The sequence below is a fragment of the Micromonospora sp. S-DT3-3-22 genome (assembly GCF_015354745.1).
Taxonomy (GTDB): Bacteria; Actinomycetota; Actinomycetes; order Mycobacteriales; family Micromonosporaceae; genus Micromonospora; species Micromonospora wenchangensis.
This window is the reverse complement of record NZ_JACGMO010000255.1, coordinates 1-2,303: the sequence shown is the minus strand read 5'-3', so window position 1 is coordinate 2,303 and position 2,303 is coordinate 1. Positions and strand designations below refer to the sequence as shown.

The 2,303-nt window shown below is 74.6% G+C and carries 3 protein-coding genes and 1 pseudogene; 2 read left to right on the top strand and 2 right to left on the bottom strand.

Going from position 1 to position 2,303, the window contains the following annotated elements; genetic code table 11:
- Positions 1–427, bottom strand: a 427-nt coding sequence (locus H1A17_RS33940; RefSeq protein ID WP_194823804.1) for a DivIVA domain-containing protein, incomplete at its 3' end; no start/stop codon positions are given.
- Between the two features lie 189 nt (positions 428–616).
- Between H1A17_RS33940 and folP the strand changes: the two genes are divergently transcribed.
- Complete coding sequence (gene folP, locus H1A17_RS33935) at positions 617–1,486, top strand: dihydropteroate synthase (RefSeq protein WP_194823803.1); 870 nt, start codon at positions 617–619, stop codon at positions 1,484–1,486.
- Positions 1,487–1,526: 40 nt separating this feature from the next.
- On the opposite strand, the gene ndhC is transcribed toward folP, so the two are convergent.
- Positions 1,527–1,904 carry an NADH-quinone oxidoreductase subunit A gene (gene ndhC, locus H1A17_RS33930; RefSeq protein ID WP_145917741.1) on the bottom strand — a complete coding sequence of 126 codons (378 nt, stop codon included), beginning with the start codon at positions 1,902–1,904 and terminating at the stop codon, positions 1,527–1,529.
- 142 nt (positions 1,905–2,046) lie between these two features.
- On the opposite strand from ndhC, the pseudogene H1A17_RS33925 reads away from it, so the two are divergent.
- Positions 2,047–2,303: pseudogene (locus H1A17_RS33925) on the top strand (hypothetical protein); the annotation flags it as partial.

Genomic DNA, 2,303 nt, shown 5'->3' with positions numbered 1-2,303 from the left:
CGGCCCCGGTGGCCGGCCCGTCCGGGTCGGCGGGCACGTCGGCGGGCGTCGGGGAGGCGTCGGGCGCGCCGCCGGCGGCCTCCTCCCGGGTACGGCGCAGCGCGTCGGCGTCGGCGGTACGGCCCTCCCGCAGCGCGGTGATCTCGGCCTCCAGCACCCCGATCAGCTCGGTCTTGTACCCGATGTCGTAGCCGGCCCGGCGCATCGCCTGGTCGACCTGGTCCATCCGGTAGCCGCGCAGGGCGGTGTCGAAGCGCAGCGCGCCGACGTCGGACTCCCGCAGCGGGCGGCCACCCGGCAGCGGGACGGCTCTGCCGTCGGGCTCGGTGGGCGCGAGGCCGTCCCGACCGGAGATCAGCACCGTCACGCCGAACACGACCGCCGCCACGGTCAACGCGACGACCAGAATGAGCAGAGTCTGACCCATACAGAGATCGTGGCACGGGGACACCCTCCGGAGCGACCCCAACCACCATCATCGTCACCGATCTTCTGGCCGGGACGGCCCGGCGACGGGCCGGGTCGCCGGGGTCGTACCGCAGCGGGGGCGGGTCGGGCGACCGGATAGCGTCGGCGTCGGCCGGGTCGTCCGGCCGGTGACCTGCGGGAGGCGGAATTGGCCGGGGCGCTGCGACTCGGGGGGCGGACCTTCGCCCCGGGTGAGCCGGTGGTGATGGCGATCGTCAACCGGACGCCGGACTCGTTCTTCGACCGGGGCGCCACCTTCGCCCAGGACAGCGCCCTGCGCGCGGTGGAGCGGGCGGTCACCGAGGGCGCGGAGATCATCGACATCGGCGGGGTGAAGGCCGGGCCGGGCGACGAGGTCGACGTGGCCGAGGAGATCCGCCGGACGGTGGACACCATCGCCGCCGTCCGGGCCGCGTTCCCCGAGGTGGTCATCTCGATCGACACCTGGCGGGCCGAGGTGGCCGTCGAGGCGGTGGCGGCCGGTGCGGACCTGCTCAACGACACCTGGTCCGGGGCCGATCCGGCGCTCGCCCGGGTGGCCGCCGAGACCGGCGTCGGGCTGGTCTGCTCGCACGCCGGCGGGTTGACGCCCCGGACCCGGCCGCACCGGGCCGCCTTCACCGACGTGGTCGCCGACGTGGTCGCGACGGTGACCGGGCTCGCCGAGCGCGCGGTGTCCCTGGGGGTACGCCCCGACGGCATCCTGATCGACCCGGCGCACGACTTCGGCAAGAACACCCGGCACTCGTTGGAGATCACCCGCCGGTTGGACGAGCTGGCCGGCACCGGCTGGCCGCTGCTGGTGGCGTTGTCGAACAAGGACTTCATCGGGGAGACGCTGGACCTGCCGGTGCCGGAGCGGTTGGAGGGCACCCTGGCCGCGACGGCGGTGTCGGCCTGGCTCGGCGCGCAGGTGTTCCGCGCCCACCAGGTGCTGCCCACCCGGCGGGTGCTGGACATGGTGGCCTCGATCCGGGGCGACCGGCCGCCGACGCTCACCCGCCGCGGCCTGGCCTGACCGGCCGGCGCCGGATGGCCCGGCCCGGCCGGCGCGGTGGTCAGGTCCAGTGCAGGATGCGCTTGCGCCAGGCGTAGAGGATGCCGAGCGCGACCACGGCCACGAAGACGCCCATCTCGGCGACCGTGACCGCGCCGAACCCGGGCCGGTCGAAGACCATCGCCCAGGGGAAGAGGAAGACCGCCTCGACGGCGAACAGCACGTAGAGGTACGCGTACACGTAGTAGCGGATCTGCATCTGCGCCCAGTCGCCGCCGACCGGGTCGAGGCCGCACTCGTAGCCGGTCCGCTTGCCGACCGGGTCGGCCGGCCGGCCGGGACGTAACACCCGGTTAGCCGAGAACGCCGTGACGAAGAAGAGGACGGCAGCGAGCAGCAGCAGCCCGAGCGTCGCGTACGAGCCCAGGTAACCGGTCACGGTGGCTGAGCCTACCGGGCGGCGGGCCGCACCGGACGACGCGAGGGCGACCCGGCCGTCACCGAATATTTTCCGCTGGTACTAGTGCCCCGCCGCAACTGTTACCGAATAATGAACTCTCACCCAGGGTCACGGAGGTCAGATGCCCGGCGTGGACGCGCGTGCCGTTCGGCGGTCCCTCGCCCGGCGTACCCCCGCTCTGGCCGTGGCGACCCTGGCGGCCGGGCTGGCGGTCGCGCTCGGGGTGACGCCGGGCCTGGCGGCCTCACCCACCGTGACCAGGGCGGTGACCGACCCGACCGACGCCGGGACCCCCGGCGGCGACCCGACCGACTCGACCACGCCCCCGGTCGGGCCGACGGCGACCGGGGCGGGCCCGACCGGCGCGCCACCGACCCT